Annotated in this window: 24 protein-coding genes; 3 read left to right on the top strand and 21 right to left on the bottom strand. The window is 48.7% G+C overall.

Translation table 11 applies throughout. The annotated features are described in order from the left end of the window. Nucleotides 1-116: 116 nt before the first annotated feature. Nucleotides 117-3,227 (top strand): ATP-binding protein, encoded by a 3,111-nt coding sequence (locus tag AC0LWN_RS02305; RefSeq protein ID WP_474663023.1) that lies wholly within the window; start codon nucleotides 117-119, stop codon nucleotides 3,225-3,227. 76 nt (nucleotides 3,228-3,303) lie between these two features. Here the strand turns inward: AC0LWN_RS02305 and AC0LWN_RS02300 are convergent, their stop codons facing one another. The 6 genes from AC0LWN_RS02300 to AC0LWN_RS02275 all read right to left on the bottom strand — a co-directional run bounded on the left by AC0LWN_RS02300 (nucleotide 3,304) and on the right by AC0LWN_RS02275 (nucleotide 8,754). Further along, a complete protein-coding gene (locus AC0LWN_RS02300) occupies nucleotides 3,304-4,404 on the bottom strand; it encodes a polysaccharide deacetylase family protein (protein WP_474663022.1) in 1,101 nt (366 codons plus the stop codon). Nucleotides 4,405-4,470: 66 nt separating this feature from the next. Then, nucleotides 4,471-5,580 carry a glycoside hydrolase family 11 protein gene (locus AC0LWN_RS02295; RefSeq protein WP_474663021.1) on the bottom strand — a complete coding sequence of 370 codons (1,110 nt, stop codon included), beginning with the start codon at nucleotides 5,578-5,580 and terminating at the stop codon, nucleotides 4,471-4,473. Between the two features lie 238 nt (nucleotides 5,581-5,818). Continuing rightward, nucleotides 5,819-6,178: an MmcQ/YjbR family DNA-binding protein gene (locus AC0LWN_RS02290; protein WP_474663562.1), complete on the bottom strand. Its 360-nt coding sequence runs from the start codon at nucleotides 6,176-6,178 to the stop codon at nucleotides 5,819-5,821. 90 nt (nucleotides 6,179-6,268) lie between these two features. Then, nucleotides 6,269-6,646 carry a MerR family transcriptional regulator gene (locus AC0LWN_RS02285; protein ID WP_474663561.1) on the bottom strand — a complete coding sequence of 126 codons (378 nt, stop codon included), beginning with the start codon at nucleotides 6,644-6,646 and terminating at the stop codon, nucleotides 6,269-6,271. Between the two features lie 97 nt (nucleotides 6,647-6,743). Continuing rightward, nucleotides 6,744-7,733, bottom strand: coding sequence for a Gfo/Idh/MocA family protein (locus AC0LWN_RS02280; protein WP_474663020.1), 990 nt, complete (start codon nucleotides 7,731-7,733; stop codon nucleotides 6,744-6,746). Nucleotide 7,734: 1 nt separating this feature from the next. Beyond that, nucleotides 7,735-8,754: a Gfo/Idh/MocA family oxidoreductase gene (locus AC0LWN_RS02275; protein WP_474663019.1), complete on the bottom strand. Its 1,020-nt coding sequence runs from the start codon at nucleotides 8,752-8,754 to the stop codon at nucleotides 7,735-7,737. A 147-nt stretch (nucleotides 8,755-8,901) separates the two neighbouring features. Between AC0LWN_RS02275 and AC0LWN_RS02270 the strand changes: the two genes are divergently transcribed. Beyond that, complete coding sequence (locus tag AC0LWN_RS02270) at nucleotides 8,902-9,762, top strand: MurR/RpiR family transcriptional regulator (RefSeq protein ID WP_474663560.1); 861 nt, start codon at nucleotides 8,902-8,904, stop codon at nucleotides 9,760-9,762. Between the two features lie 77 nt (nucleotides 9,763-9,839). Here AC0LWN_RS02270 and AC0LWN_RS02265 read toward each other — a convergent pair whose 3' ends face one another. From AC0LWN_RS02265 to AC0LWN_RS02200, 14 genes are all read right to left on the bottom strand, one after another. Next, nucleotides 9,840-10,154 carry a rhodanese-like domain-containing protein gene (locus AC0LWN_RS02265; protein ID WP_474663018.1) on the bottom strand — a complete coding sequence of 105 codons (315 nt, stop codon included), beginning with the start codon at nucleotides 10,152-10,154 and terminating at the stop codon, nucleotides 9,840-9,842. Between the two features lie 35 nt (nucleotides 10,155-10,189). Next, entirely contained in the window at nucleotides 10,190-10,459 is a 270-nt protein-coding gene (locus AC0LWN_RS02260; RefSeq protein WP_474663017.1) for a metal-sensitive transcriptional regulator, read from the bottom strand. A gap of 249 nt (nucleotides 10,460-10,708) precedes the next feature. Next, nucleotides 10,709-11,878, bottom strand: a complete 1,170-nt coding sequence (locus AC0LWN_RS02255; RefSeq protein WP_474663016.1) for an amidohydrolase family protein — start codon at nucleotides 11,876-11,878, stop codon at nucleotides 10,709-10,711. Between the two features lie 2 nt (nucleotides 11,879-11,880). Then, entirely contained in the window at nucleotides 11,881-12,939 is a 1,059-nt protein-coding gene (locus AC0LWN_RS02250) for a pyridoxal-phosphate-dependent aminotransferase family protein (RefSeq protein ID WP_474663015.1), read from the bottom strand. Beyond that, on the bottom strand, nucleotides 12,923-13,708 hold the full coding sequence (locus AC0LWN_RS02245; protein ID WP_474663014.1) for an ABC transporter ATP-binding protein: 786 nt from the start codon (nucleotides 13,706-13,708) through the stop codon (nucleotides 12,923-12,925). The genes AC0LWN_RS02250 and AC0LWN_RS02245 overlap by 17 nt, the downstream gene beginning before the upstream one ends. Further along, a complete protein-coding gene (locus tag AC0LWN_RS02240; RefSeq protein ID WP_474663013.1) occupies nucleotides 13,705-14,466 on the bottom strand; it encodes an ATP-binding cassette domain-containing protein in 762 nt (253 codons plus the stop codon). The genes AC0LWN_RS02245 and AC0LWN_RS02240 overlap by 4 nt, the downstream gene beginning before the upstream one ends. Beyond that, nucleotides 14,463-15,329, bottom strand: a complete 867-nt coding sequence (locus AC0LWN_RS02235) for an ABC transporter permease (RefSeq protein WP_474663012.1) — start codon at nucleotides 15,327-15,329, stop codon at nucleotides 14,463-14,465. The genes AC0LWN_RS02240 and AC0LWN_RS02235 overlap by 4 nt, the downstream gene beginning before the upstream one ends. Further along, nucleotides 15,326-16,312, bottom strand: coding sequence for an ABC transporter permease (locus tag AC0LWN_RS02230; RefSeq protein WP_474663559.1), 987 nt, complete (start codon nucleotides 16,310-16,312; stop codon nucleotides 15,326-15,328). Before AC0LWN_RS02230 ends, AC0LWN_RS02235 begins: the two co-directional genes overlap by 4 nt. Next, nucleotides 16,312-17,928 carry an ABC transporter substrate-binding protein gene (locus AC0LWN_RS02225; protein ID WP_474663011.1) on the bottom strand — a complete coding sequence of 539 codons (1,617 nt, stop codon included), beginning with the start codon at nucleotides 17,926-17,928 and terminating at the stop codon, nucleotides 16,312-16,314. The genes AC0LWN_RS02230 and AC0LWN_RS02225 overlap by 1 nt, the downstream gene beginning before the upstream one ends. 141 nt (nucleotides 17,929-18,069) lie before the next feature. Continuing rightward, complete coding sequence (locus tag AC0LWN_RS02220) at nucleotides 18,070-18,915, bottom strand: Sir2 family NAD-dependent protein deacetylase (RefSeq protein WP_474663010.1); 846 nt, start codon at nucleotides 18,913-18,915, stop codon at nucleotides 18,070-18,072. Next, nucleotides 18,916-19,839, bottom strand: coding sequence for a protein-ADP-ribose hydrolase (locus AC0LWN_RS02215; protein ID WP_474663009.1), 924 nt, complete (start codon nucleotides 19,837-19,839; stop codon nucleotides 18,916-18,918). Nucleotides 19,840-19,875: 36 nt separating this feature from the next. Then, entirely contained in the window at nucleotides 19,876-21,003 is a 1,128-nt protein-coding gene (locus AC0LWN_RS02210; protein WP_474663008.1) for an NAD(P)/FAD-dependent oxidoreductase, read from the bottom strand. Nucleotides 21,004-21,124: 121 nt separating this feature from the next. After that, entirely contained in the window at nucleotides 21,125-21,754 is a 630-nt protein-coding gene (locus AC0LWN_RS02205; protein ID WP_474663007.1) for a DsbA family protein, read from the bottom strand. A gap of 114 nt (nucleotides 21,755-21,868) precedes the next feature. Continuing rightward, entirely contained in the window at nucleotides 21,869-22,726 is an 858-nt protein-coding gene (locus AC0LWN_RS02200) for a Cof-type HAD-IIB family hydrolase (RefSeq protein WP_474663006.1), read from the bottom strand. 115 nt (nucleotides 22,727-22,841) lie between these two features. On the opposite strand from AC0LWN_RS02200, the gene AC0LWN_RS02195 reads away from it, so the two are divergent. Continuing rightward, nucleotides 22,842-23,810 (top strand): LacI family DNA-binding transcriptional regulator, encoded by a 969-nt coding sequence (locus AC0LWN_RS02195; protein ID WP_474663005.1) that lies wholly within the window; start codon nucleotides 22,842-22,844, stop codon nucleotides 23,808-23,810. 46 nt (nucleotides 23,811-23,856) lie between these two features. Here AC0LWN_RS02195 and AC0LWN_RS02190 read toward each other — a convergent pair whose 3' ends face one another. Next, complete coding sequence (locus AC0LWN_RS02190) at nucleotides 23,857-26,196, bottom strand: histidine kinase (protein ID WP_474663004.1); 2,340 nt, start codon at nucleotides 26,194-26,196, stop codon at nucleotides 23,857-23,859. Between the last annotated feature and the right edge of the window lie 15 nt (nucleotides 26,197-26,211).

Below are 26,211 nucleotides of genomic sequence, written 5' to 3'. Positions count from 1 at the left end.
CCATTGCAAAAATCTCCTTCGATTGTAAAGGTGTAGTGTCCAATCAGTTTATCCGAATACCTTGCCAGGCGCAACGTCAAGCGCATTTTGCCTCTTTGGAGGAAAATTGCAGTGCCATGTCGAATGATAGAACCATTATGAAGAAAACGAAAATATGGATCATATCTACAATATTTATGGTCGTCTTGAGTGCGCTGCGTTATGAATGGCTGCAGTATACGCTGGCTGCAAACTATCCTGTTGCGGAACGGGGGGTGCTGGATCTGCGGGGATGGGAATCTCTAAGCAAACATTCTTTGCCGTTGAATGGCGAGTGGGAATTTTATCCTGGTGTACTTCCCTTTGAGAATGGCAGTTCAATGTCTGGGCTTCAATCACCGAAACAATGGGTCCAGGTTCCGGCCAGCTTGAATTTCAAAGAGGGTTCATCTGGCAAGGGGAAGCATGGCTCCGGCACTTACCGCTTGAGGATTCTTGTGGACCCGGACAAGGGAGAGTCTTACGGCGTCCACATCACGAGGATAAAAAGTGCATCAGAAGTATACATAAACCGTGAGCTGCTCGGACACTCAGGACAGCCGGGACTGACCAAAGACAGCTATTCACCGCTGGAAAAACCGTATACGATGTATTTTACATTAAAAAATGAGAGAGAAATTGAACTTATCATACAGGTCGCTAATTTTGACAGCATTCGTGGCAGCGGGATTGTTCATTCCGCTACCTTCGGACTGGAAAATGTACTTAGAAAAGACATGGAATTAGAAGAAAATGTGCTCTGGATTGCTTGTGTGGCTTATGCTCTTCATGCCCTTTACGGATTTTTATTATATATATTAGGAGCGCGGAATAAGCAACTGCTGTCCTTTTCCATGATGGTGGTTTGTGTCATTTTCGCTACGCTGCTAACCGATGTACGGCTATTGTATAAATGGCTTCCCTTTTCCTACGTCTGGGGATACAAAATTATTTATATCGTTATGCTGTCAGGCGCGTTTTTTTTGCAGCAATTGATTAAGGACAAATTCCCTGCATGGTTGCCGCCCCGGGCGGTTCGAGTCTACAATTTCCTGTGCGGCATTGCGATTGTGGCGGTGTGTCTTCTGCCTTTACGTATTGTACAGGGGTATGAAGCCCTGTTCTTTGCGCTAATGTTCATTCCTTGTCTGCTTATGCCCTATGTGATGTACAGAGCAACGGTCAGGCAGGTGACGGAAAATATTTATCTGCTCCTCGCGGCTCTCGCTGCGGTTAGCAGTATGATTTGGCTGATTATTTACGAAAAAGCTCGCATGGAGGTTCCCTCATATCCCTTCGACCTAATTATAGCGATGATTTGTATTGCGGCCTTTTGGTTCAAGCGTTTTATCGGGGTGTCACGGGACGCTCAGAAGCTCGCAGGTATACTGCAAAAGGCGGACAAGCAGAAAGACGAGTTTCTTTTTACAGTAGCCCATGAACTGCGCAATCCGCTGCACGGGATGATTAACCTTTCACAGTCGGTTGCCGATAGAGAACAGAATAAACTGGGGGTTAACAGCGCTAATGACCTGCACCTGCTGGTCAACGTTGGCCGCCGCATGTCTTATATGCTGAACGATTTGCTGGATATGGCCCGGCTGAAGGAAAATCAGATTCATTTGCATTTTGAGGCTGTCTCCGTTCATGGCGTTGCTTCCAGCGTGCTTGATATGCTTCGTTTTATGACTGAGGGCAAGCCGATTCAGTTGGTCAACCGCATTCCGGCGGATTTCCCTTCAGTATTTGCTGATGAGTATAGATTGAATCAAATTTTGTTCAACCTTGTACATAACGCAATTAAGTACTCCGAAGCGGGCGAGATATCGGTGAATGCCGAAGTGAAAGCCGGACGGGCAAGCATATCGGTTGCAGATACGGGGATTGGGATGGATTTGGAAACAACGAGCAGAGTATTCGAAGCGTATGTTCAGGCACCTTTGGATTCAGCCTCCCCAATGGGAGGCGTTGGCCTGGGGCTTAATATATGTAAGCAACTGGTTGAAATGCATGGAGGAACGATAGGGGTACGGTCGGAGACCAATGTAGGCTCTATTTTTACTTTCACATTAAGGCTTGATTCTGACGCGGCTGATGAAAAGCTCACTGCACCACAGCCTGAATCTCCAGATAAAATTGCTGTAAGCAGTGAGGCTATAGCTACTTTAAATGAGTCCCCTTCTGACATGGAGCTAAACCCCACTTCGTCTCCTGACAGGATGCGGCTGATGGTTGTTGACGATGATCCGGTTAATCTTAATGTGCTTAGAGCAATTTTTGCAAATGAGCCATATGATCTCTTTTCGGCTGTCAACGGTGTAGAAGCACTGGCACTGCTGGAAAAAGGCGAATGGGACATCATTATTTCGGATGTAACCATGCCGATCATGTCCGGATACGAACTGACGGCGCGAATTCGCGAACGTTATTCTATTGCAGAGCTTCCAGTCCTTCTTTTGACGGCCAGTGACCGGGATAAAGATATTGAGGCGGGATTCCGGTCCGGGGCAAATGACTACGTAACCAAACCGGTGAATGCTACGGAGCTGAAATCCAGGGTAAGGTCGCTGACCAATCTCAAAAAATCGGTAAACGAAATCTTGCGTATGGAAGCTGCTTTGCTGCAGGCACAAATCAAACCTCATTTCTTAATCAATACGTTTAACGCGGTATCTGCACTCAGCAAGATTGATCCAATCAAAATGGATGATTTAATTGATGAGCTGACCAACTATTTCAGGCTTAGCATAGATTTTCGAAATTCGGACCGCCTGATCACACTTGACCGGGAGCTTAGCCTCATTCGTTCCTATCTGTATATCCAGCAGAAGCGGTTCGAGGACAGGCTTCAGGTTGTATGGGAGCTTGACGATAATATACAAGTCCGCATCCCTCCTCTGACAATTCAGCCGCTTGTAGAAAATGCGGTAACTCATGGCCTATTAAAGAGGTCTGCGGGTGGTGAAGTCCGAATTAGAGTAGCCGATATTGGCCGGGCTGTCGAGATTTCTGTTGCCGATAACGGGATTGGGATGGATGAAGAAACACTGAACCATATTCTGGATATTAAAGCAAACGGAAGAACGGGGATTGGTCTGCTGAATACCGACAGGCGGTTAAAACGATTTTGCGGCAGTGCGCTGAGAGTGCAGAGCATTGCCAATTCGGGGACTGTAGTTTCATTCCGTGTGGAGAAAGAACGCTTATAGCAATTTTACGCAGCACAACAGCCGGGATCTCCCCGGCTGTTTTAGCTTTGTTCACTGAAGTTAATCAAGCCATCACTCAGTTGATCTCCAAATAATCAAGGTACGCATCCCATGTTCCGTCATCTGCCGTAACAACAAGCTCAATCTCTTGATTTCCGGTTCCATGACTGACATTGGTTAGAGTATAGACCGCAGGACTGCTTCCGCCGAAGTAGAAGGTACCTTTCGTCACACCACCGATCTTCAAATCGACTCTGGCCATATTAGAGTTATTTGAAGCCCCACGAAGTGAAAAATTATGGGTACCGCTCCCGAAATACTGCGTGTATTTCACCGAGTCATTGCCCGCATATAAAGCGGCTCCGTTGAACGGTGAGCTGATATTCGAGGTGTACTGGCCGCCTTTAGTCATATTCTCTGCTTCCATTTTCGTGCCTGTGCTTGGAGTAGGAGTAGGTGTTGGTGTTGGTGTTGTACCACCGCCTCCGCCGTCAGGCGCGACGGCCCGGCCTGTGCTCGGCGAGATCATGCCGGAGCACAGGCCACGGCTCTTGAGATTCTGCGCGATCTGCGGAATCGCTTGGAGCGTAGTCTGGTACTGGTCATGCATCAGAATTACATCGCCGTTTTGCAGCCTGCCCGCAGCGGCTACGATCTGGGCGGTGGTAGCGCCGTTCCAGTCCTGGGAGTCAACGTTCCAGAGTACTTCGGTAAGACCATTTTGGGCCTCAAGGGACTTTAGCGCTCCGTTGGTCTCGCCATACGGCGGACGAAACAGCTTCGGAGCCGTTCCGGTAATCGACTGGATCGCCTGCTGAGTCCGAGTGATTTCCGACGACATCTGCGAGCTGCTCAATGTAGTCATGTGAGGATGCGTATAGGAGTGGTTACCTACCCACATGCCTGCAGTCACTTGGTCCCGCACCAGAGACGGGTTATTCTGCACATTTTGCCCGAGGTTGAACATCGTTGCGCGCAGCCCGGACTGCTTCAGCGCATTTAGCAGATTGGTCGTATTACTGGGATTCGGGCCATCGTCGAATGTCAGGCCTACGTAGCCCATAGAGCAGCTGGCATCGGCAGCATTCGCGACAGGCTTCGCCGGATTAGAGAATGAGAACAAAGTACCGAATAGTACCAGGGCCACGGCCCCTTTTATTACTTTTGAAGTGAACATAATAGTATCTCCTCACACATGAAATGCTAATATGGTCGTTCGCTTATTCCGAACCGCTTCATTTAATTAATTGATCTCCAAATAATCAAGGTACGCATCCCATGTTCCGTCATCTGCTGTTACCACAAGCTCAATCTCTTGATTTCCGGTTCCATGACTGACATTGGACAAGGTATAGACCGCAGGATTGCTCCCGCCGAAGTAGAAGGTACCTTTTGTCACACCACCGATCTTCAAATCGACTCTGGCCATATTAGAGTTATTTGAAGCCCCGCGAAGTGAAAAATTATGGGTACCGCTCCCGAAATACTGCGTGTATTTCACCGAGTCATTGTTGGCATATAAAGCGGCTCCGTTGAAAGGCGAGCTGATATTAGAGGTGTACTGGCCGCCTTTAGTCATATTCTCTGCTTCTATTTTCGTGCCTGTGCTTGGAGTAGGAGTAGGTGTTGGAGTTGGAGTTGGAGTTGGAGTTGTACCACCGCCTCCGCCAATCGTAATTGTATTACTGGTTATCGTGGCACTGCCGCTGCTTTGATATCCCTCTACCGTAAGCGAAGTTTCGTACATCTTCCCCATGGTCATTCCTCTGCTCTCCCATGCTTTAAAGTGTTCGCTAACAGATATGGTTCCGCTCGTACGTTTCGATGTCCGGACACTCCAATATTGCTTGAAAGTTGTGTTGCCTTTAATGGAAGGCTGATTGACTCTGAGGGTCTCATATATATCATATGTACCCCCGTCAACGGTAATAGTGCCTTTGGAGGTTCCACCTGGCGGGCGCCAGCTGCCCCAGCTATCGACGATATAATATTCTACGAGCGGGTCAACTGTCCATCCATAGACACATAAATACGAATTGCCGTTTGGCTGGTAGTTGGCACTATAGTTTACTGATATGTTTCCAATTTGCTGATGTGTCTGGGTCTCATCGAATTTCTTGCCTTTACGGAATAATGCATTTCCAATGTTACTCCACTGGGCACTGAACGTTCCGCCACTATCCAGAGTCATACTTGTGGTCCCTGAGTCCTTCCACAGCTCATAGTAATAGCCGTCTTGGGTGCCGGTTTGATTTGAAGTGATTGTTGTTGCCGCCTGTACGTTTGCCGTAGGCAATATAAGCACAAAACAAATTAAAATCGCCCAGGCTAGCCTCATTCTTTTTGCTTTCATTTGAATTTCCTCCCATATATATTATTGTAAGCGATTACATTAAATATGTTACCATAGCTCCTTTATAATTTATCTGCACAAATTTAAGGTTTTACTTTGGAAATTTTAGTATTTTTATGGGTTGGTCTCTCTGCACACATTAAAAGAAAAGTAACCTACCTTTAATTAGGCAGGTTACTTGTTGAACAAATTGAGTCTATTTAAATCTGAAAACGAACGGGTGTGTCACATAAGACTGTTAATTATTTTCCAGAATCGACTCCCGCAGGCTTTTGGAAAGACTTTTAACAACCAAATTATAAGAGTGGTCGATCATAAAAAAGATATCAGCCTCTGGCACAGAACCATCAAGGGTGACGGAGTTCCAGTGTTTTTTGTTCATGTGGTAGCCTGGCCGAACTTTATCATGCTGCTCTCTCAAGTTATCTGCGATTACCGGGTCGCACTTTAGGTTGATGATCGTATGCTTCTCTAAATTCTCAAAAATAAGAGCGAACATTTTACCTTCGATTCTGATTACCAACGGATCAGGCCCAAAGGGATAATCCTTAGCCGCTCTCTTTTTCTTTAAACAGTATTCTATTATATTCTCTTTCATATTGTCCTTCATATTAGCAACGCTCCTACTTTGACTTTCACCATATAATCTTATACTAAGGTCCGTTAGGTATAAAATCAAGAAAGGCCGCTATCTGCTAAGTGTTTTTTCCTTTTCACCTATAGTCTGCTCATACCGTGTGATTTTAGTTTCCAAACGTTCCAGCGTTTTTTTCATAACTTCCATTCTTGAGATGAGCTGTTTACGTTCTTCTATCAAAAGGTCTTTTCGTGCCTCGGCAGTTTCATCGCCCTGTTGCAGCAGCTCAAGGTACTCAATCAGTACTTCAATCGAAAGACCGGCATTTCGCATGCATATAATGAACTCAACCCAGTTGCAGTCTTCTTCTGAATACTCTCTATTGCCGCTTTTGTTGCGGTTCACGTGAGGAATCAGTCCGATCCGTTCATAATAACGGAGGGTATCCTGTGAAATATTGAATCTCTCGCTTACTTGCTTTATCGCCATCGCCATATTCACTCACCGCCTAATACCGTATTGTTCACAACTACATAGAGAAGTGTACAGTCTGGAGTTAACTCCAAGTCAATACCCAGCCGGTACTTTAATGGTTATCTGAACTAAAGACAAGCTTGGCCGACTGCTTGGCCTGTTCAATCACATTCATGACCTTCTCGCTATGCTCCAGCATCACCTTGACCTTTGCCAGATCCTGCTCTCTGATGATACGCTCAAATTCAACGAATTCATCATACATACGATGAGGATGATCCTTGTGATCCACCCGGATTGGTGTTTCCTTATTAGGAGTGTAATAGAAGAAGTCGCATACATTCGCTGAACTTGGCACGTGTATATATGCTTTATTTCCTTGAATGTTCACACTGCTCTGGGCAGTACTGTCCTTCGACCCGATGCAGACACACTTGAAATTGCCGTAATCAAGCAGCAGCACACCGGAAGTATCAATTCCACGCTCCATGTTGGCGTAGTACTCCACCTTCTCAGGACTCCCGAAGAAGCCGACCACCAAATGAATATTATATAAATTAATATCCATCAACGCTCCACCGGACATTTCCGGGCTGAATGCAGGTGGAGTCTCTCCGGCTTTGAAGGCGTCGTAACGGGAGGAATATTGGGAGTAGTTGCATTCCACGATCTTAATCTCACCGAGCTTAGGCAGAAATTCCTTCATCTCCAGAACATTTTTTAAATACTGATTCGTGATTGCTTCCACCAATACCAGCTTTCTTTGCTGCGCGAGTTCTTTCAGCTCACGAAATTCTTTCACATTAGAGGTAAAAGGCTTCTCACAAATGACATGCTTGCCGCTGAGCAGCGCTTCTTTCGAATATGCATAATGAAGATGATTGGGCAGCCCGATGTAGACAGTATCGACCTCCGTATTCATCAGCATGTCGCTGTAATCCGAATAGGTCTGAGCAATCCCGTATTTCTGTTGCAGATCAAGAATTTTCTCCTGGCTGCCAGCTCTGGAACAGATAGCCTCCAAAGAGATGCCAGGGATCTCATGAATAAAACCCAGCAAATCCCCTACGATCATTCCGGCTCCGACAATTCCCAATTTCATCTTAGCTGCACCCCTCTATGCCTTTTTCAAGGATTTGCATGACTGCCACCGTTTCTTCGTCCTTAATCACTTTTTCTTTGCCATGGACAATGGCCTGATAAATATCGTCGTAGACTCTGGCGTAGTCCCCTTTTTCCGAGACGACCTTTTCTTCATGATACTTGCCTTCATCATCCAGATAGGTTACAATGCCATAATGCTCCGGCAGGTCGATACCGAAATCAGCATGTCCCTTAGGCAGATAAAATAATTTCAGATGCTCTTCCTGACGGTCGATCGTTTGTTTTACGAATACCCCTTTTTTACCGTACACCGCAAAGCTTGGCCGTGCTTTTAAGCGGAAAAAGCTTGATTTGATGGATACTTTAAGTGAAGGGTAAAAGAAATCCAGATCAAAGTAATCATTCATTCTCCCGGGACCCAGCAATTGCCGAACATCGTAGTGAATGGATTCCGGTGCCCCAAAATAAGAAAGTGCCTGGTCAATAGTGTGAACTCCATGTCCGTACAAGTAACTGTTAAACTTAGAAAATTGCGTTACCGAAAGCGGAGTTTCCGGGCGGTAATAATCATAATTCAGCTCCACTTCCAGCAACTCGCCAAGCTTGCCTGATTCAATCACTTTTTGGGTTGTGAGGAAATCCGAATCGTAACGTCTGTTCTGGTAGCATTGTATGATCAGGTTCTTCTCTTTAGCGTATTGAAAGATGGACACCGCTTCATCTGTGGTTAACATGAATGGCTTCTCAACAAGCACATGCTTGCCGTGGTCCAGCGCCATTTTGGCATAAGCATAATGGGAGTCTATATGTGTGCAGACAACGATCAACTGGATCTCTGGATCATTCATCAACGTTTCAATATTATCGGTGTAGAGCACACCTGGCGCCTTCTCCCACTCACTTTTCTCTGGATTGCGGGCGTATATGGTTTTCACTTTCAAATTATCCCGGTTCATCGAAAAAGGCAGATGATAACGGTTTGTGCTTTTGCCATTCCCGATATATCCAATGGTCAGCATGTACATTCCCCCCTAAGGTTTTGTTTCATTTATTATAGAAGAAGACAGTCGGACGTAACAGATTAGCCGGCAAAACGGTACAATCGACCAATTCCTCGTGTCCAAGGCGGTTAATTTTTGAACAAAATGTTTATTGAGGTGAAGCTATTGAGGATACTGCTGCAATTAGCGGAAATGCATAACTTTACGCCTAACGAAAAAAGCATCGCCGCCTATATTTTGACTCAAAAGGAAAGCATGCTGCATTTGAATATTCAGGAGCTGGCAAAAGCAACATATACTTCGCATTCGGCGATTAACCGGTTAACGCACAAACTGGGGTTATCCGGCTTCAAGGAGTTCAGCATCAATCTGGCCCGTGAATTCCAGCAAAGTACCCAAAGTATTTCCAGCGTTGATCCCAACTATCCGTTCGGTCTGGATGAGTCTCCTCTGCAAGTGGCGAAAGAAATTGCCGAATTAATGAAGGAAACGATTGATAAAAGCTTTACCTTCATGGATGATGGCCTGCTGGCACAGACAGCCGCGCTGCTGGATCAAGCTGCAAGGATCTTTATCTATGCCGTAGGCGATTCCCAAATCCGGGCGAAGAGCTTTCAGAACAAATTGATTAAAATCAACAAATACGCAGTAATTGCCACCGAGCTGTCGGAGTGGGCTTACCATACGGCTAATCTCACACCAGAGGATTGCGCGATCTTCCTGACCTACCACGGACAGTCGCCGATTTATGTAAAAGCAGCACGGCATTTCTCACGTGAAAAGATCCCTTTCATCACGATTACGGCGTCCCGTCAAAGTGAAGTGGCCAAGCTCAGTAATCTGTGTATCTATGTGCCTAATGATGAAGAAAAACATGCCAAAATCGGCACATTTTCCTCCCAAATCGCCTTTGAGTACGTACTGAACGTGATTTATTCTTGTATCTATAAAATTTCTTATACAAAAAACAGGGAATCCTCGGCGCGATCATTCAAGAGTATCACCCATAAGCAATATGAAGAATGAATATCCCTTCCGTTGAATCGGCGGTATTGACGTAAAAAGGAGTTTACCCTGGACAATCATTAGGTAAACTCCTTTTTCTATACAACCAGTTTATCGGCCCATGCGTTCAGCCCGCCCGTCATGTTCACTATTTTATAGCCTCTCTCATTCAAGAGCTCACAGGCAAGTCCGCTTCTGCTGCCGCTCTGGCAGATCACGATGGTTTCTTGCTCAGGGTCCAGTTCGTGGAGTCTTTCCAGAAGCTGCCCCAGCGGGATATGCTTGGCCCCCTTGATATGCCCCATAGCCCATTCCCCATTTTCACGGACATCCAGCATCCTGAGGGAAATCCCTTTATTCAACTGTGCTGCTACTTCCTTAGACGTTATTGCTTTTGGAATGTTAAATGCCATACAAGTCCTCTCCTTTGGTTAAAAAGCTCATTTTATCAGTGACTTTTGACGAGCAGCTCGATGGCCTGCTTGACCAGTTTGCCGGTATCCTGATTGCCCGCTGCCTGTTCTGCCAATATGCATTGATGCAAGTTTTCCGCCACCAATTGCGCTATGGCTTTATCCGACGCATTGCGAACAGCAGATAGCTGAGCAACTACTTCCTTACAGGAATTACCTTCCTCCATCATCCGCAGTACGCCTCTAACTTGCCCTTCTATTCTCCGCAAACGGGTTTTTAGTTCATCTGTATACTGTATTTCCATTATCACATCTCACCTTTCTGATCATCTCATTTCATATACCCCTAGGGGTATTATATAGCTAAAAATAATTTTGTACAACCTCATGCCTGGATACAGTGATTCAACGGGATTTCCCGCTAGTTTATCAAATGACCCGCCTTACAAATGAGCGTACCTACTATCAAGAAAAAGCCCTGGATAATATCGGAATGGACCGGTATTCTTCCAGGGCGCAGATAGAAATTGTGAACATCCTTAAGGCGAATTATCTTAAGCTAAGTCGAGACCTGGCAGAGCAGCAATGTCCGTGCCGGTAATGACGGAAACGATACTTGTGCGAAGCTGCTCCGCATTGGGCGCCTGGTATGGATCGGCATTGAAAATGATAGCGTCGGCAATGTATCCTTCCGCAATACGCCCTAATTCGTTGCCGCTTCCCAGAATCTCAGCAGCGTTATCGGTGGCAGACTGCCACGCTTCTGCGCGGGTCAAGCCGTACTCCATCAGCGTATCGAGCTCCTGAAGGTTGTACCCGTGGAGCGCAGGCGTGGCATAATCCGTACCGAATCCAAGACGGACTCCTGCTCTTTTGGCATAGTCAATGGCTTTTGAATGGGCTTCGGCGGCGCGGGCAGCCCGATCGCAAATCACCTGGTTCAGCGCCAGTACTCCTTTCGGATCTGCAGCTATGCGGTAAATCGAAGCTGTGGGCACATAAGCAGTCCCGGACTCAGCAAGTCTGCCTGCCTGATCCGCAGTCAGGAACATTCCGTGTTCTATAGACTCTACGCCAGCACTGATAGACCAGTCAATTGTCACTCCACCCCAGGTATGAACCAAGACTTTTTTATGGTGGGCATGCGCATTCCGGACAATGAAAGCGAACTCTTCCTCCGAAAAATTCGGATCAAGCACTTTGTCAGTAGGCGCTCCAAGACCGCCAGTGGCCATGATTTTGATCCAGCCTGCTCCTGTAGCGAAGATTTCTGCCATCCGGTGCTCTAAATGCTGAACGCCGCGGGCATCTGCTGCGCCAAGCATATCGCTGCTGGTCTGTACCCGCAGCGGCTGCTGATAGTGCTGCACAAGATGCTGAATGGTGCTTGGGAGAATCCCGCCCGCATCGCGCGCAGTCGTAACACCGGTCCGCAGTGTCGCTTCAAAGGCCTTGGCCTGCATAGCTTCAACCTCGCCGCTGCTCCGTTTCAATTGGTCGGCGTGGTCAAAGTCTGTCCAGGCCAGATGCGTGTGGAGATCAATGACACCCGGACTTATCCATAATGGTGTGGCAGGTTGAGATGACTCGTCGTGCTGCGGCTTCGAGCTTTCAACAATGGATGAGAACCGTCCGTCCTTGATTACAATGTCAAAACGTTTCCCTGAGGTGCCAGCAATGGCAATATCCTTGAAGGTTTGCAGCTCTGGATGGTTAATGATCATGCTCATTCCCCCCAAGCCAGCCGGACAGCCGTTATGGCATGGTCAGGTTCTTGATTTAACAATTGAGCGAGTGTAGCCACAGCTTCTTCCACGCTTTGCCGGCTTGCGTTCGCTCCAAAATGATTGATCCGCAGAAGCTCCCCGAACAATTCTCCGTCCCCTGGAGCCACGATGCCAATAGGCCGATCTATAAGCAAATTATGCTCCCCTGCAATTCGAACCGTTGTTGTCAACGTAGAATAATGTCTGCTATCCTTCTGCCACGGCGTAAGCCCCAATGCCTTAATACCGGCAACGGCTGCGGCTGCGGTCCGTTCGTGACGCTTGATCACCTGTTCCAGGCCTTCCTCTTCAATTTGTGTCAATGCCTGTATCAAGGCTCTGGCTTCCAGAGTCGGGATATTTGGCGGAACGCGTAATGGTATAGCGCTGCCCGCAGATGGCTTCAAGTCCAGCAGGGACAGAATCGAATTACGCGGTGCACTCAGGTTAGACGCAAGGAATTCCCAGCCGCGAGGTGAAATGCTTACGGCACTGACACCGTTAGGCCCGGACAGGGCTTTTTGTGCACCAATCACTGCAAAATCCACTTCCCATTCATCCACCAGCAGGGCCTCTCCCCCGACTGCCGACACGGAGTCCGTTACCGTAATGAGGTTATTATCCTGGGCGAGCTTGAATATTTCCTTGGCGGGATTAGACCCGCCTGTCACCACTTCTGCCTGCACAAAGGAAATGGCGCAAGGCTTAAACTGCTCAATCGCGGAAGCAACCTTCTCTGCAGTAACCACCTCGTCAAAGGGGACCTTCACTTCAGTAACCGTTGCTCCGCCGCGCTTAAGCCATTCTCCAAATAAACTTCCATAAGGACCGGTTACCACGTTTAGAATGGTACGCCCCGGCGCAGCTATTCCTGCAGCCACCGCCTCAATTCCCAAAATAGCCTCGCCAGGGATGATGACCGGGGGGTGCTGAGTAGACAAAAGCTTGGAGAGCAACCGCGTAAGCGTATTGAACTCAGAAATTGAAAGCGGGACAAATCCTTTATGTTCTTGGTTCATAAAAACCTCCTGCTGATCTTGATTTCGGCATTTTCGGAACTGCAGATAACAGCTCGCGGCTGTAGGCAGCTTCAGGACGAGTAAAGAATTGATTCTTGGGACTGTTCTCAACAAGCTTGCCCTGCCGCATAACGGCTACTGTATCGCTAATCGCATGAATAACTCCCAGATCATGGGAGATGAACAGCATAGTCAGATTAAGCTCAGTTTTGAGTGTGTTGAATAGTTCGAGCACACTAAGCTGAACGGAAACATCCAGGGCACTCGTCGGTTCATCCGCGATCAGAAGGCTTGGCTCAACGCTTAATGCGCGCGCAATAGCGATCCTTTGGCGTTGTCCGCCGGAGAATTCGTGCGGAAATTTGTCCAAGGCTTTTGCCTCCAGATGAACACGTTCCAAAAGCTCTTTGCATCTTTTCTCAACCGCCGTGCGGTCTACAATCTTATGAAATAATAGCGCTTCGGAAAGAACCTGCCGGATGGAATGCTTGGGATTTAGCGACGCATCCGGGTTCTGGAAGATCATCTGTATTTTTTTGTGCTGTTCACGGCTGCGCTTCTTCACTAATTTCTGAGCTCCCAGCAGAATCTGCCCTTCATCAGGAGCGATCAATCCGGCAATTACCCGTGCCAAAGTGGATTTGCCAGAACCCGACTCGCCGACAAGACCGAGGGTGGTATGCTCCTGCACACTCAGATTAATGTGATCCAGCGCAGTAAATCCGCCGTAGCGAACTGTTAGATTCTGTACCTCCAGCGCAGTATTCATTCAGCTTCGCTCCCTTCAAGTTCCGGCAGCGGAAGCACGGAATCAATCAGCATCTGTGTGTAGGGATCAGACGGATTTTGCAATATATACTGAGTCTCACCATGCTCCACAATCCGCCCCTGCTTCATCACACATAACTTGGAGCATAAGTTAGCTGCAATCGCCAGATTGTGTGTTACAAATACCATGGCAAAACCCAGCTCACTTTGCAACCGGGTAATCGTTTCGATAATTTGCCGTTGAACGGTAACGTCCAGCGCGGTTGTCGGTTCATCACAGAGCAGAATGTCCGGCTTGCATGCCAGTGCCATAGCGATAACTACTCGTTGACACTGACCACCCGACAACTGGCTCGGATAGCGGTCCGCTTTCTTTAAAGAATCGGGAAGCCCTAGCATTTCGAGCAATTCCAGCGCTATTCTGCGTGAAGCCTTCCGGCCGGCTCTCTGCCTGTAATACACGACTTCCGCGAGCTGATTGACAACCGGGCAGAGCGGGTCCAGCGCACCTCTGGGGTCCTGGAACACCATCGCGCTGCTTGCCGCAGTCTCGATGACCCCTCCGCTCTGCTCTACCCCACGGGGAAGCAAGCCTAGAATGGCACGCAGCGTAAGCGATTTGCCGGAGCCCGACTCGCCGACGAGTCCCAGGCTCTCCCCTTTGCCCAGTGAAAAGCTGACATTGCTGACCAATGGTTCTTTTGACTTTGTAGCGAGCGACAGAGAATCTATTGTCAAAATCGGATGTGTAGCCATCATTTTTTCCTCCATATGTCTGCCAGCCCATCACCCACAAGCGACAGCGCGATCCCCGTATACACCACTGCAAAACCGGGAACGGCCGAAAGCCACCAGGCGGTAGTTATGAAGGACTGTCCGTCCGCGATCATCGTCCCCCAGTCTGGAGTCGGGGGGGCAATGCCAATGCCAAGATAACCGAGTGTTACAATGGCGACCAGCAGCCCAACCATATCGGCCATTAGGACAACTACTGCTTGAGGCAGAACATTAGGCAGGAGATGGCGCAGAATAATTCTTACTCCGGGAAGTCCCAGAGTCTGGGCTGAGGCCACCCATTCCTGCTCACGGAACGATGCGCTGAGACCTTTGACTACACGGGCAAATACGATCCAGCCCACAAGCATGAAAGTGATATAAATCCCCCGCTCGCCCGCCCCGCTGGCAAAAGCCACGATAATAACAATCAGATAAAAAGGAAACGCGATAAAAGTATCCGTAAGCAGCGTAATAACAGTATTAATCCATTTGCCGTAATACCCCGCAAGCATTCCCAGAAATATGCCGGTGCAAAAAGGAACGATTTCCGCCAGGACCATGATTTTCAGATCGGTTCGTGCAGCATAGATCAGTCTCGTGAACAAATCGCGCCCGAGCTGATCTGTTCCCAGCCAATGCGTGGCGGACGGCGGCTGCAAAAAAGCGCTCAAATTCTGCTCCGTGGGCTGGTAAGGACTAATAAACGGTATGAATACAGCCAGGAGAATCAGCACTGCAAACATAATGCTCCCTACTAGAAGGGATGGTGCTCCCCATATTCGCTTAACAGTGCCTTTCTTCTTGCTGCCCTCTTGCAATTGTGGGTCTATCGTTATAGGATTCATTGTTTTCCTTTCGTTCTGGGATCGAGCCACCAGGACAGGATTTCAATCAGGAGGCTGATGATCACCACTGATATCGCACAATAAAGTGCTATTCCTTGAATGACCGGGAAATCCCGTTTCGAAATTGAAGTAAACAGCAGGCTGCCAATCCCTTTGATGCCGAATACCTGCTCAACGACCAGTGTGCCGCCGATTAAATAAGAAATATTGACACCCAGCAGCATCAGTGTTGGAAGCGCAGAATTGCGCAGCACATGCTTGAACAGAATAACCCTGCTTGGTATTCGCGCTGCCTTCAAGGTGACGACAAAATCGGATTCCAATACTTCCAGCATCTGGGCCCTTAACGAACGAACCAGAGTAGGAATCTGTGAAAAAGCGACAGTAATCGCCGGAAGCGTAAGACTGTATAAGGTTCCGGTCCAGCCTTCACCAACTCCCCCAACAGGGAACCAATGAAGACGGACACTAAGCAGCAGAATCAAAAGGATGCCAACCCAGAAGATTGGCATGCCCAGAGTGATTGTAGGAAAAATACGGATCAAATGATCCAGCAGCTTGTCTTTGTTCGTGGCTGCAAGTGTGGCAAGCAGCAGCGAAATTACGATTGCCAGAGCACAGGCCATTGCTATAAGCAGCAGAGTAATAGGAGCCCGCTCGGCTATCAGCTCTCTTGCAGAGATTCCCGAAACAATGGAATTTCCGGTATCCCCTTGCGTAAACAGTGTCTGCACAAAACGGATGAACTGCTCCCCTAAAGGGAGATCCAGCCCAAGAGTATGATGCATACTCTTGAGCGCCTCCGGTGTGCTGTATTCACCCAAAATCATTTTTGCAGGGTCCCCCGGCACGATTCGGATCAGGAAAAAGACTGCTGTCATCACGCAAAGGATCACTATCAATGCTCTTGCAAGAGCGATCACAAGCCAACTGTATGAATCATTCCTACCTGTTGATGGAGTTAACGTGTTATTGGATTTCATCATTTTCCGGTGCGGACTTCTTCCAGGCGCAGGCTGCCGTTAGGCAAAACAACAAGACCATCGACTGAAGAGCGGGCACCAATTAGAATATCCGGGTAGTACAAAGGAATGTAAGGCACTTCATCGGCAAGCGTCTGCAGCAGTTTGGAGTAGATTTGCGCGCGTGCATCGCCATCTGCTGTCTTTTGCCCGTCATAGAGCAGTTTGGTTACATCTTTATTCGTATAATGCGTCCAATACGATTTGCTGAAGCCTTCCGGATCGGTCTGGAAAGCAATAATCGAGTTCGCTTCAGGGGAGTCAGCTTGACCGCTGTTCAGCATTGCCGCAAAATCATAAGCGAAGAAACGTTCCCGGAAAGTAGCCAGCTCAGTGGATTCAATCTCGATCTTGATGCCGATGGCTTGACCCGCTGCCTGAATAATTTGCGCTTCTTGGGCTCTGGTGCTGTTGCCGGATGCTACAAGCAATTTTGTAGTGAAGCCGTTCGGGAAGGCGGATTTGGCAAGCTCCTCCTTGGCTGCAGTAACATCGTAGTTCAGCGGCTTGATCGTATCATTGGAGTTATAAGGAATGGTGGTCGGCAGCAAAGAATTTGCAGTCTGTGCATAACCAAACGTAAGCGCCTTGGTCAAGCCTTCACGATCCAGCGCCAGCGCCAGAGCACGGCGGACATGCACATCGGAAAAATGTTTGTCCAGAGTATTGAAGAACAATTGCTCTGTTACCCAACTGCCGTTCGTTACTACTGCTGTGTCAGCGCCATTCTTGATTTCGTCTGCGTTCTGCAGCGCCAAAGATTCAATTGCGTCAACTTCCCCAGCCTTAAGCTGGTTGATCGCCTGGCTGTCGTCTTCAATCAGCTTATACACAAGCTTGTCAATGTATGGCTTGCCTTCCTGCCAATAGTTAGGATTCTTAGTGAAGGTCAGATCGCCTGCAGGGTCCCATGTTTCAACAACGAAAGGTCCCGTACCTATTGGTTTCTTGAAGAATTCTGCTTCGGTAGCCCCGCCGAAATTATCCGGAATAATCCCGTTAGAGAAGTTGGACAGCTCGGAAATAAACGGTGTATACGGTTCTTTTAGCGTAATCACGAGTGTCTTGTCGTCCTGCGCTTTGACAGAAGCAACCTTGGCTGCGATTGCCAGCGGACCGCCTACCTTCAAATGCCGGTTAAGCGAGAACACCGCATCCTTTGCAGTTACAGCCGTGCCGTTCGAGAACTTCAAGCCGTCGCGGAGTACAAAGGTATACGTCAGCCCATCTTGACTGATGGTGTGTGACTTGGCAAGCCAATCCACAATCTCGCCCTTGCTGTTAAAAGCGACCAGAGATTCGAATACTTTGTCAATCGCAAATGCATTGTTCGACGTAATCTCATTATGTAAATCAAAAGAGGTTACTGAAGCAGGCCGTCCATAGACAAAGGTTCCTCCCGCTGCAGGCACATCTGTATTTGCACTCTGAGTTGCCGCTGGGCTTGTTGTTGCCGTAGCGCTGTTATTTTGTTTAGGATCATTCTTGGACGCGGAGCAGCCTGCTACTACCACTAGCAGAATTGCTAATGCTCCTATCCAAATCGACTTTCTAAAAGATGCTGTAAACTGTGACATGTCTGACCCTTCCCCTTCCTATAAATCATATAAGTTTAGTATGGATTGTATTATGGATCAATCACCATCGTCTGTCAAACAAAAAATCATATTCCCAAAGTGAATGTAACTAATATATCCAATGCTAGAAATGTATATGCTTCAATTAAGCAATGCTGTTATTACCTCCTGCATGTCTTCTGTAAATGAGATGGTCTTGTCCTCATTTCCTTCCATGCCTTCGGGATTATGTTTGTTCAAGCGGATTAAAGTCGCATGCTCATTGCGGTACGTAAGCTTTTCAAAGGGATAACGAATAATGCCCGGTGTATTATAACCCACCCCTAGTTCCAAATACACAGTTTTCTTTCCGTCTGCCGCACACAGAAATTCGTTATAGGAATCATTTCTATCATACCACTTCCCGTCCTGAACGAAATATTGATTAATTCTAAGGTGCGGATTCATCTCTCCGCCGCACACCGGGCATTTGGGAACAAGTTCAGAGGGAATCCGGCAATTAGCAGTTTGCTCAAGCATTTCCTTGACCAAAGCTTCATTATTGTACAATTTATCATGACAAGCTGCAGCACACTGTAAAAAGCCATAGTTGCCTTGAATTTCAAAAATTTTATTCTGCGGAAAACCTGCCTTCTCAAACTGGCTGTCCACATTGGTTGTGATGACAAAGTAATTATGGTTCTGCACCCACTGATGCAAATCGGTATATAACTTGGTGCTGGTCGCTTCATACCGGTTAAGGCTGATATGTCTGGCCCAATAGGCCCATCGTTCTTCCTGGGTCTTGAATGGATAAAAGCCGGAAGAGTACATGTCCGTTAAACCGTACTTTTCAATGAAGGGCTTGAAATTCGAGGTGAATCTTTCCCCGCTGTATTCGATTCCGGCAGCAGCGGATAAGCCAGCCCCGCCTCCTATCATAATATATTCCGCCTGATCGACAGCCGATTTCGCTCTTCGGATTGATTGCTGATCTATATGCTTCATCTAGTTGTCCTCCAATACTGATTCGTAGATTTCGCGGTCCTCGTCGCTGAACACATTAAAAATGATCTGCCCAAAACGTCCAGGATGCTGTTGTAGCCAAGCCTGCACTGCGTTTACGGCTACGATGGCCGCTTCCTTTTTGGGATAACCGAACACTCCGGTAGATATTCCGCAAAAAGCAACTGAACGGATGGAATCAACCTGAGCCGCAAGCTCCAAGCAGGAGGTATAACAACTAGCCAGCAAAGATTTCTGCTGCCCTGTGACCGCTTGTCCAGCCGCAATGATGGGGCCAACGGTATGCAACACAAACCTGGATGGCAGGTTGTATGCTCTTGTTATTTTAGCAAGACCTGCCGGTTCGGCATGACCCTGCAGCTCCATGATGACATTGCAGTCCTCACGAAGCTGCGGGCCGGAGGCTGCATGAATGGCATTGTCAATGCAGGCATGAAAAGGCTGGAAGCAGCCCAGCAGCCTGCTGTTAGCAGCGTTCACGATAGCGTCGGCTTCAAGCTCGGTAATATCTCCCAGCCATAGGTATATTTCTGGAGCGGGATTTTGGTTCATAAAGCGGGATTGTTTCGACACTGGTGTTAGATCCGAAGCTTTGGTAATCGTCTTGAACTGCTGTTCATATTGCAGGATTACATCCATATATGGATTGAGCTTCGCAGTGGCTGCGCCCGGGGTCTTAATGGTCAGAGCCGCCTTGATGTAGGCCCTCTTCTGGTCATTTGATGCTGAATGAATACCTTCCATATAACATTCCGGGTCTTCAAGAAGCAGCTTGGCTGCTGCCTCTATGCTTTCCAGGTATTGCTGTTCGGTTAACCGCTCGTCTGCAATTGCCGGGTACGGTTGATCTACACGGATTTTTGCCCGGTATGCGTCCAGTTCAAGATTAGGTGCTTCATGTCCCATTCTTAATCCTCCTTTACTGGCTGAATTTTGCAAGGATCAGCCTTGATTCATCGCCTTGCGGATATCATAATCACTGATGTCGATATCCAAAGCCATACCCAGAGCCAGCTTGGCAAGCTGATTGCCTAAATAGGGCCCCAATGTCAAACCGGACGCACCGAGTCCGTTGGCCGCAATAAGGCCTCCCCAACCGGGAATTGCTCCAATCACGGGCAGAAAACCGGGCGTAAAGGGGCGGAAACCAACCCGCACCTCCTGAAAAGTGCTGTTTGCTAGACCAGGCGCCAGGTCTAGCCCCTTATTCAGAATTTCGTGAATTCCACCTGCGGTGACCCTTGTATCGTAGCCTTCAATCTCATTTTCATGCGTTGATCCAAGGACGATCTTTTGCCCTTCAAAAGTAAGCAGGTACTGATCATTAGGCGGGATAACGACCGGCCAGTTACCTGTATCTTGCGGGTCGGGAAGCTCTAAATGGACGATTTGCGCTTTTTGATAACGAACTTCAAAATGAATACCCAAAGGCTCCAGCAGTGGACTAGCCCACGCCCCCGCACATACAATAACAAGGTCAGCTGCAAAGGTACGCGCTCCGACAATTACTCCCGTTACACGGTTTGCGCGATACTCAAGTGAAGCATCCCCGTTTACAAAGACGGCCCCATTACGCTGTGCTGAACGGATGAGCGCGTCGCGCAGCGCACGGCCGTCTACACGGGCGGCTCCGCTGATATGAACAGCGGGATACCCTTCTGCCAGCAGGGGAAAACGCTCACGGGATTGTGATTCGCCCAGCTGTGTAATTTCACCGATTTCCGGTGCATCCGCTTTTCGTATCTGTGCGCGTTCTTCCATCCGGGTGATTTTCTCCGGGTCAGGATGAATGCTAAGGGCTCCCACCTGAGCATAGCCGGTTTCTGTTTCACCTTCGCCATGAAGCTGTGCAATTAATTCAGGGTAATAACGGGCGCCGGCTTTGGCGAGGCGGTACCAAGCCTGGTTGCGCCGCTGGGACAGCCAAGGACAAATGATGCCGGCAGCGGCGGCGGTTGCTTGTCCTTTATCTTTACGGTCTACTACCAGGACATCCGCCCCCATTGTTGCTAACTGATAGGCTGTCGATGCCCCAAGAATTCCTGCTCCGATTACGATGACCTTCTTCATACGTACATTTCCTTTCCTGCATCAAACGCCATAGTGTGCCTTCAGTATACCCGCGTCTCGGATATAGAAAAAGCCAACACCGGAGATAAGGTGCTGACTTGAACTGTTTTTCTAAAAAACATCAGGCAATAATTGCAGAAAGCTGCAGCTCAAGCTTCTCTAGGGTCATCGTTCCTCCACCGAGACGAATATATTCCCCATCCTTCTGCAGAAGCAGGGTCGGATAACTCTGCACACCAATCTGCTGGGCGGTAATGAAATCCTTGGCAGCTTCTTCAGCGGCAGCAGAAGTCTTCAATCGTGCCGTTACAGCTTCAGGGTCTAGGTCAAAGGCAACCGCAAGCTCCCGATAGGTTTCGGTGTCGCTGAGACTTTTGCCCTCGAAGTAAAACGCATGCTGCATAGCTGAAGCCAGGTATACTGCACGTTCCGGTGCAAAGGATCGTAAGGCAGCAAAACCAATTGCCGCTGCTTCTGAGTCCAGAATAAAGGCATCATCTTCAAGCAAGCTCTGATATCCAGCGCCAAATTCCGCACCCGTAAGCTGGCTGATCCGGTTGTTCGCTTCAGCAATGTGCGGGTAAGCGCTGATCGGCTGCTTACGTTCTCCCGTAAAAAGTCCGCCAGACAGAATGATCAAAGGCAGCTCAGGATGTTTTTCCCGGAAAGCCCTCAGGGTCTTTGAGAACCCGTAACACCAGCCGCAATAAGCATCCCACACATAAATAAGATTAAGATTATTTTGATTCACAGAAATAACTCCTTTGTAATCCGCTTTTATTAAAAGCCATCCTGTAACTATTATGGTTACATTATAAGGCGGATGTCAAGAGAATACTCATTTCGGAGGAGTACACTTCCGTTATCAACCGGAGATCAAGCCGTATTTTACAAAGCTCTGATAAAGCCCGTCTTCCTCGATGTTGCCTGTAATATCATCTGCGAGTTCCTTCAGGGCCGGCTTCGCATTGCCCATAGCAATACCTATGGCGCAATACTCAAGCATCTCAGCATCGTTCATGCCATCTCCAATGGCTATGCTGTCTTCCCTGGGAAAATTCAGATGCTCAAGCAAATCAGCAATAGCAACTGCCTTATGAATACCTGGAATCATCAGCTCTCCGCTGTCCTCGCCAAAGAGCGGGATTGTACACTGAATGGCCTCAAATTTGCCGTGGAATTCCTGCTTTACCTGCTCGAAAGACAGACTGCTTTCCAGAAAACAAACCTTGTTGACATCCTCCTTATACATGTCCGTCTCCCCGTAAGTGATGCCGGTAATGAAGGGATGCGGTGAAAGCTGCATTTGCTCCTTGGCCGCAGGGTCATTTTCAACATCTCCGTAAATCCTGCGTTCCAGGTGCGCCTTCAGGTTCCTGCTTCCATATAGGGCTGAATTGGATTCCAGGTAGAAATCCACGCCCTGCGCATCGAAGAAATCCACCATATGGCGGACATCCTCAGGCTTAACCTTTTTATGATAAAGAGTCTCGCTGCCGGACTCGACGTAGCCCCCTCCTGCTCCAATTAGGCCATCGAAGCCGATGCTCCAAATCTCCTCATAGATTTCCGCCTTCGAGCGGCCTGTGCACAGGTACAGCAGATGGCCGTTCTCCCGCGCTTTTTTACAGGCGATTTGTGCGGATTCAGGCACGTTTCCGTCATCTCCGACAAGTGTTCCATCAATATCTATAAAAACAATTTTTCTGCGTTCCTGAGTCATTGGCATTCAGTCTCCTTTTGAGGCTTAATGTATGCTGCAAGAACAGTGTAAACTGTGGAATGCATTACAGGTCAAAGGATATTTTGTGATATGCTTGTCCATGAGGTGGCTCTATATGGCAAATATTCAGGAAATCGCCCGTCTGGCGGGCGTATCAACCACTACAGTCTCGCGTGTACTTAACGGGCACCCATATGTTAGCGGTTCGATCCGGGCTAGAGTTCTTGAGATTATTTCACAGCTTGATTATGTACCCAATGCCAATGCAAGATCCTTAAAGAAGGGCTCCACCCGGTTAATCGGGATCATTGCGGTTTCACTCAGCCCGCTGCTGCTTAATTTCATTCGCGCATTCACGGAGATTGCTCAGCAATACGGGTTCAATATCACCCTGTTCATGACAAACGGAGATTTGGAGAAGGAGCTTGTTGCGCTTGAAATGCTGCGGAGCAAACAGTTGGATGCACTGGTATGCGTGCTGCGGGCTAATGATTGGGAAGTGATTGAAGCCTACACGAAATACGGTCCAATTGTGACCTGGCAACGCTTGCAAAGCGAGAAAATCCCTTCTGTCTTTATGGACCAGTATCAGGCCTACATGCTCGGCATCGAACATCTCTATTCCAAGGGCTACCGCAAAATACTCAGCATCTACGCCATGTCCAAGGGTCTCAATACGAAGGAACGCAAGCGGGCATACACCGATTTTGTGGCAAAATACGATATGCCGGATCACGGGTTCCCGCAGTTTCAGGACAAGACCTCCATTCAGGACGGTGAAGAGCTCGCCGGATGGTGGATCGCCCAGACGGACAGGCCGGATGCCATATTCTGTTCCAACGATGAAGTCGCTGCCGGGGTTGTTACGGAGCTTCGGAGAAGAGGATTTGCGGTTCCCGGAGATGTGGGCATTATGGGTTTTGACAATACCGAAGTGGCTCATTTGCTCGATCTGACAACCATTCACTCTCCGGTAGACCTGCAAGCGGAAAATGCGTTTATTCTGATTCAAAATAGACTGGCCCAGTCCGGCCTTGAGCTTCATTCCCTGGAATACAGACTCATTGAGCGGAGCTCTACCTGAAACACAAAGACCGTGCCACAGGTAAGTTCCGCCGTGCTCCTGAGAATCACCTTACCGGCTCTGGAGCTGCAGCCTCAGGATCAAAATCCGCCACGATCAGCATATCCATATGCCGGGCATGCCGGAGCAGATAATGGACGAAGCTTTCTTTGAAAAGACTGCGCCAGAGAGGTTTACGCGAATATCCGATGATTAGCTGTGTTGTCTGCACTTCATTCATCCTTGTCAGCAGGTGCTGATGGACGCTTGTGCTGCCGGCTGCCTGTGCGACCTCCATCTTCCCGCCAAGCCGTTCTGTCAAATGACGCAGTGCATCGAGGCGTTTCTGCTCCTCGGGCGTGCGTACCCCTCCGCAGTGTACATAATGTACGTACCAGTCTGCCTTCAGCCGGTGTGCAATGCGGAAGCCGCGGCGAATCAGCCGTTCCGCCCGTGGTCTGAGGTCCACACAGACAAAGATCACCTCCCGTCTGCTCCAGGGCCCCCGCAGGGAATTATCGCGATCCCAGGCTTCCAGCCGTTCATCTACATCATCGGCAATTTCACGAAGGGCCAGCTCGCGCAGCGCAATCAGATTCCCGATCTTGAAAAAGGATTCAAGCGCCTGATTCACCTTTTCGCTCGCATAAATCTTCCCTTCCCGCATCCGTTCCTGCAGCATTTGAGGCGTGACATCTATCAGCTCCACCTCGCCGGCCATCTTCAGAATCGCATCCGGCACCGTTTCCCGGACACGCACACCGGTTAGCTGTGCCACTGCATCGTTCAAGCTTTCCAGGTGCTGCACATTCACCGTTGTAATTACAGAAATCCCGTTTTCGAGCAGGCGCATGACATCCTCATAACGTTTTTTGGACTGGCTTCCGGGTACGTTGGTATGTGCGAGTTCATCCACCAGCACAACCTCAGGATGGCGGGCAATAATCGCATCGGTGTCCATCTCCTCCAGTTGTGTGGACTGATAGAGAACTTTGGCCCGCGGAATCATGGTCAATCCGCCGATTTGCTTCTGGGTTTCCTTTCTGCCGTGAGTTTCCAGCAGGCCAATGACGACATCAATGCCCCTGTTCAGCAGCAGATTGCCTTCCTGCAGCATTTTGTAGGTTTTCCCTACGCCGGGAGCCGCACCGATATAGACCTTGAAGGTTCCCCGGTGGATTCCCTCAATCCTCTGCTCCATCTCTTGTTGGGTCAAACGGTGAAAAGGCTCCTCTGTTTCCTTAGACTGGGGTCTAATCGGCAATATCCGTTCCCCATCCTGCTCCGCCCGGTCAGCCATCAGGAACACATCAATATTCCTTGTTCTCCGCAGGACCCGGTTTGCGATAGAGCCCTGCCATTTTTCCTGCCAGCGGCTTTTTTTGGAATGCCCCATAACGATCCGGGTTACGTTGTTTTGAATGGCATAACGCACCAATACGGGAGGAAGCAGGCGCAAATTTGCCAGAGGCAGCTCTTCAAACCTGGCCTCCACCCGCTCTACCAGCTTCGTAATGGAGCGCTTGAAGCTTTGCTGCTCCTTCGTAAGCTTACGCTTGGGGAGGACGAACGTCACGACCATGAGATCGCCGTTAAGCCGCTTCGCAATTTGCTGGCCTCTTCTCACATACAGTGAACCGTTCCAGTGGTATTGCGTGGAGACAAGTATCCGTTCGCTTGCGCCGGAAGGCCCGATAAGACCTTGCTCCTCCCGATGCTTCTCCAGCGTTTCATTGACGCCTTCCGCTACCAGCCGAAGTGACAGCTCGCGAAGCACGCCGAGATTCCCCCGGCGGGATAGCGCCGGATGGGCATCACCGCCGAGCACCCCCTCCTCGATTCTTTTAAGAACCGTCTCGGGAGACACGTCGATCAGCCGCACCTCATCCGCCAGCTCCAGCGTGTTGAGCGGTACGGTTTCTTCGGCGCGGATACCGGTTTTTTGATGAATGATCTCGGCCATACCTGCCAGCTCATATACATTAATCGTCGTGATCACACTGATGCCATTGTCCATTAAATAACGGATATCCTCCAGGCGGGTCTTAAACCGCGCCCCCTTCCGGTTGCGGTGTGCCAGACCGTCCACCAGCAGAACCTCAGGGTTGCGCTGCAGCAGAGCTTCCAAAGGAAGATCCTTCTGCTCCTTGCCGTCCTTCACCCAATGAAGGCTGGGGACACGCTCCAGATTCACAAGCTGTTGAACAGTTTCCGCCCGCTGCATGGTTGAGACGGCGCTGATTACAACATCTATACCCTGCTGCTTCAGGAGCTTGCCTTCCTCCAGCATATGGTACGTTTTACCAGATCCGCTGACGGAACCGATAATAATTTTTAGCCTACCCCTGTGCAACTGGTAAATGGAATCCAAAATTTCTTCCGGTGTTTTACGTTTGTATGGAGCCATAAATAGGTCAACCCC

The organism is Paenibacillus sp. sgz302115 (genome assembly GCF_056120445.1).
Note: the sequence above shows the minus strand (reverse complement) of the source record. Positions and strands in the feature narration are given on the sequence as shown.

What these genes read in the sequence shown, in the direction of transcription:
- AC0LWN_RS02305 (WP_474663023.1), top strand. Translation starts at nt 117, where the DNA reads ATGTCGAATGATAGAACCATTATGAAGAAAACGAAAATATGGATCATA.
- AC0LWN_RS02300 (WP_474663022.1), bottom strand. Translation starts at nt 4,404, where the DNA reads ATGTTCACTTCAAAAGTAATAAAAGGGGCCGTGGCCCTGGTACTATTC.
- AC0LWN_RS02295 (WP_474663021.1), bottom strand. Translation starts at nt 5,580, where the DNA reads ATGAAAGCAAAAAGAATGAGGCTAGCCTGGGCGATTTTAATTTGTTTT.
- AC0LWN_RS02290 (WP_474663562.1), bottom strand. Translation starts at nt 6,178, where the DNA reads ATGAAAGAGAATATAATAGAATACTGTTTAAAGAAAAAGAGAGCGGCT.
- AC0LWN_RS02285 (WP_474663561.1), bottom strand. Translation starts at nt 6,646, where the DNA reads ATGGCGATAAAGCAAGTAAGCGAGAGATTCAATATTTCACAGGATACC.
- AC0LWN_RS02280 (WP_474663020.1), bottom strand. Translation starts at nt 7,733, where the DNA reads ATGAAATTGGGAATTGTCGGAGCCGGAATGATCGTAGGGGATTTGCTG.
- AC0LWN_RS02275 (WP_474663019.1), bottom strand. Translation starts at nt 8,754, where the DNA reads ATGCTGACCATTGGATATATCGGGAATGGCAAAAGCACAAACCGTTAT.
- AC0LWN_RS02265 (WP_474663018.1), bottom strand. Translation starts at nt 10,154, where the DNA reads ATGGCATTTAACATTCCAAAAGCAATAACGTCTAAGGAAGTAGCAGCA.
- AC0LWN_RS02260 (WP_474663017.1), bottom strand. Translation starts at nt 10,459, where the DNA reads ATGGAAATACAGTATACAGATGAACTAAAAACCCGTTTGCGGAGAATA.
- AC0LWN_RS02255 (WP_474663016.1), bottom strand. Translation starts at nt 11,878, where the DNA reads ATGATCATTAACCATCCAGAGCTGCAAACCTTCAAGGATATTGCCATT.
- AC0LWN_RS02250 (WP_474663015.1), bottom strand. Translation starts at nt 12,939, where the DNA reads ATGAACCAAGAACATAAAGGATTTGTCCCGCTTTCAATTTCTGAGTTC.
- AC0LWN_RS02245 (WP_474663014.1), bottom strand. Translation starts at nt 13,708, where the DNA reads ATGAATACTGCGCTGGAGGTACAGAATCTAACAGTTCGCTACGGCGGA.
- AC0LWN_RS02240 (WP_474663013.1), bottom strand. Translation starts at nt 14,466, where the DNA reads ATGATGGCTACACATCCGATTTTGACAATAGATTCTCTGTCGCTCGCT.
- AC0LWN_RS02235 (WP_474663012.1), bottom strand. Translation starts at nt 15,329, where the DNA reads ATGAATCCTATAACGATAGACCCACAATTGCAAGAGGGCAGCAAGAAG.
- AC0LWN_RS02230 (WP_474663559.1), bottom strand. Translation starts at nt 16,312, where the DNA reads ATGAAATCCAATAACACGTTAACTCCATCAACAGGTAGGAATGATTCA.
- AC0LWN_RS02225 (WP_474663011.1), bottom strand. Translation starts at nt 17,928, where the DNA reads ATGTCACAGTTTACAGCATCTTTTAGAAAGTCGATTTGGATAGGAGCA.
- AC0LWN_RS02220 (WP_474663010.1), bottom strand. Translation starts at nt 18,915, where the DNA reads ATGAAGCATATAGATCAGCAATCAATCCGAAGAGCGAAATCGGCTGTC.
- AC0LWN_RS02215 (WP_474663009.1), bottom strand. Translation starts at nt 19,839, where the DNA reads ATGGGACATGAAGCACCTAATCTTGAACTGGACGCATACCGGGCAAAA.
- AC0LWN_RS02210 (WP_474663008.1), bottom strand. Translation starts at nt 21,003, where the DNA reads ATGAAGAAGGTCATCGTAATCGGAGCAGGAATTCTTGGGGCATCGACA.
- AC0LWN_RS02200 (WP_474663006.1), bottom strand. Translation starts at nt 22,726, where the DNA reads ATGACTCAGGAACGCAGAAAAATTGTTTTTATAGATATTGATGGAACA.
- AC0LWN_RS02195 (WP_474663005.1), top strand. Translation starts at nt 22,842, where the DNA reads ATGGCAAATATTCAGGAAATCGCCCGTCTGGCGGGCGTATCAACCACT.
- AC0LWN_RS02190 (WP_474663004.1), bottom strand. Translation starts at nt 26,196, where the DNA reads ATGGCTCCATACAAACGTAAAACACCGGAAGAAATTTTGGATTCCATT.